The 2,788-nt window shown below is 54.7% G+C and carries 2 protein-coding genes and 1 pseudogene; 1 reads left to right on the forward strand and 2 read right to left on the reverse strand.

Features of this window, described 5'->3' with window-relative positions; all coding sequences use genetic code 11:
* Nucleotides 1-1,164: pseudogene (locus ACY45C_RS19445) on the forward strand (DNA methyltransferase); the annotation flags it as partial.
* Here ACY45C_RS19445 and ACY45C_RS19450 read toward each other — a convergent pair.
* Nucleotides 1,161-2,156: a hypothetical protein gene (locus ACY45C_RS19450; protein WP_462189004.1), complete on the reverse strand. Its 996-nt coding sequence runs from the start codon at nt 2,154-2,156 to the stop codon at nt 1,161-1,163. The pseudogene ACY45C_RS19445 and the gene ACY45C_RS19450 overlap by 4 nt on opposite strands.
* Nucleotides 2,157-2,418: 262 nt before the next feature.
* Nucleotides 2,419-2,788: NUDIX hydrolase (locus ACY45C_RS19455; RefSeq protein WP_462189006.1), on the reverse strand; the 370-nt coding region annotated here is incomplete at its 5' end.

Below are 2,788 nucleotides of genomic sequence, written 5' to 3' on the forward strand. Positions count from 1 at the left end.
GAGCCCGTCGACATTGCCTACAAATGTTGTGGATCCCGTCAGCGGGAGGCTACGGTGCCTCCTGATGACTTTGATATAAATTTGATTTTCTCCCTTGAGGACAGCACTGCTCCTGCGACTGGCTACTACCCTAATCTGAAACTTCCTGATGGGGTTAATCTTGCGCAACCACGAAAGCACGGCCTCGACACGATAGATAAATTCTATACGCATCGTGCGCTCGTTGGTCTGAGTCACATCTGGCGAAACATACACAGAATTGAAGACGCCCAGGTTGCCGGCCAGGTCGCATTCGTATTTACTTCCCTCTACCGCCGCGTAACTCGACTGAGCGAATTTCGATTCTGGGGTGGAAGCGGCAATACGGCTCGCTTGAATGTTCCGTTCATATTCGAGGAGTCGAACATTTTCCTCAGTTTTGAGCGGAAGGCCCGCACGATCGAAGACCATCTCCGCACAACGGCTCAACATTTCACGGGTCAAACGGCGGTTATCGAGCAATCAGCTACGAGTCTCGACTACTTGCCCGACAACTCGGTCGATTTGATTTTCACCGATCCCCCGTTTGGTGCAAATATTAATTACAGCGAAATGAACTTCCTCTGGGAATCATGGCTCGGCCGATTTACAAATCCGTCGAAAGAAGCGATTGTCAACCGAGTGCAAGGAAAGACCCTCGAAGACTATGAGAAGCTGATGCTCGCGAGTCTTTCTGAGGCGTACAGAGTTCTTCGGCCTGAGCACTGGATGCTTCTTGTATTCATGAATTCATCTGCTAGCGTATGGGGGGCACTTCGATCGGCAATTGAGACAGCGGGATTTATCGTGGTGACAGCGGATGTGTTCGATAAGCAGCATGGCACATTCAAACACTTCGTCAGCGAAAACACTCCCGGTTCCGATATAATTTTGCACTGCCTAAAGCCAAGTGGCTCCCAGGGGCGACTTATTAACAATCGCGATCTAGAATTGCATGAGTTCCTTGAGCTTGTTGATTTCGACAAATACCTCCAACCTTACCTTCATGTTGATCGCGCGACAGAGTACGATCTTCGGCGCATCTACAGCGAGTGGATTGCGCACGCATTGACGCACGGGGGGGCACTTCTCGACTTCTCGCAATTCCGGGATAGCGTGGACAGAATAAGAAATTCCCGGAGCTAGTCTAGAGCAAGGTCGCCAATCCTATCGAGCCCTTCCAACAGCAACTGGAAACAATGCTCGTCGTTGACGCCTTGGAATGCCTCCGTCAACTGACGATATGCCGATTCACGAAGAAACAAGGGAACTGCGCCGGCGCGAACCTGCTCAGGCCCGCTAGCTGACCCCTCTAGCGGCTTTACGGCAGAGGCGGAGGAAGAAACGAAGCGGCTGAGATCATCGATGTCGAGTTTTCCTTTGGCCGCACGACGGAGAAGACCGTGCGTTTGAGGTGTTAGCCATACCCGAATAATTCCAAGATCTACTTGTTCACCGATAACCGTGAAGATATACAGGTTTGGATCGGAGGGGGGCGGAACGTCGAAGTATGGCTGAATTTTGATCCCGGCTGACGTTGTAACTGAGTATCGCTTCTTGCCCGTGGAGCGTTCGTAGATCCACAGGTTTTTACTGCCCTTTCGGCTGCTGCCAGCGACGTCTCGCCATTCTGCGATATAGTTATTCGGGTCCGGAGCGGACATAGGCTCCTCAAAGTATAGAAACTGTCGTAGAGAATCTTGCCAGAGGAGCCAACCAATCCGCATATCTACTGGTCGCTGCGCGGTCTGGTTCTCAACTTTTCGCCGTCGGTTCAAAACGAGTTCTGCGTACTGTTTGAATACGTCTACCATTATATCGTTTGCATCCGCCTCGATCGTAGGAATCCTCACGGATCGCGTTAGTGAAGGATGCATCAGAGTGGTACCACATGCTTCCTCGATCGACTTTGATTTATAGCGAAGCATCTTGTGTTCAACCCCAAGGCCTTCGTGCATCACATCTATATTCAGATTCGACCATCCTTGGAGAGGTATATTCTTGGCCGAGCAGTAAACGTCGCTCCAGTCCGCCTCTTCGAGCTTGCGTCCCATCATCTCCGCCACTTTCATCGCCAAACCCATTTGAACGAGGTCGCGTTCAGTAGCAGTGAAGACTGGCAGGGTTCGGGACTGCATATCTTTCCCCTCGATCAAGAAATAGAGGCGATGCACAAATTCCGTGCACCGGCGGTTATAGGATGTCCGTATCCGCGAGTGCTTACGGGCTCCCTACCTGCCGACTCTTCTGGCCTACTTCGAAGGGTCAGCTCGCCGCGAAGCTCCTTCCGACTGGCGGCGACGCGCCCGGCGAGCACGGCGCGCCAGCGCCGCGCGCAGGCGGTTGCGGGGCGCGGGCACGCCGCCGCATCTTGATCCTAAACAGGCAGATTCGGCAGTCTCAGCGGAGTACCGGTGGGCCGTCGGCGAGGTAGTCGCGGATGCGGATCCGGATGCTGTCGTGCATGGTCAGCTCGTCGAGGGTGGCGGGGTCGTGGAAGTCGACGGCGGTGGACTCGTGGCTGACCTGGAGGGTTCCGCCGGTGATGGTGCAGGCGCAGCAGATGTTGAACTGCTGGCGGACCTCGCCGTCGTCGTAGGCGAAGACGTGGCCGGGGCCGGAGTAGATGCCGACGATGCGGTCGATCCGTACGTCGAAGCCGGTCTCTTCCTTGGTCTCGCGGATGACGCAGTCGGCGAAGGTCTCGCCGATGTCCATCTTCCCGCCGGGTAGCGCCCAGTTCCCGGAGTCGCTGCGGCGCTGGAGCAGG

The sequence above is a fragment of the Frankia sp. CcWB2 genome (assembly GCF_977927585.1).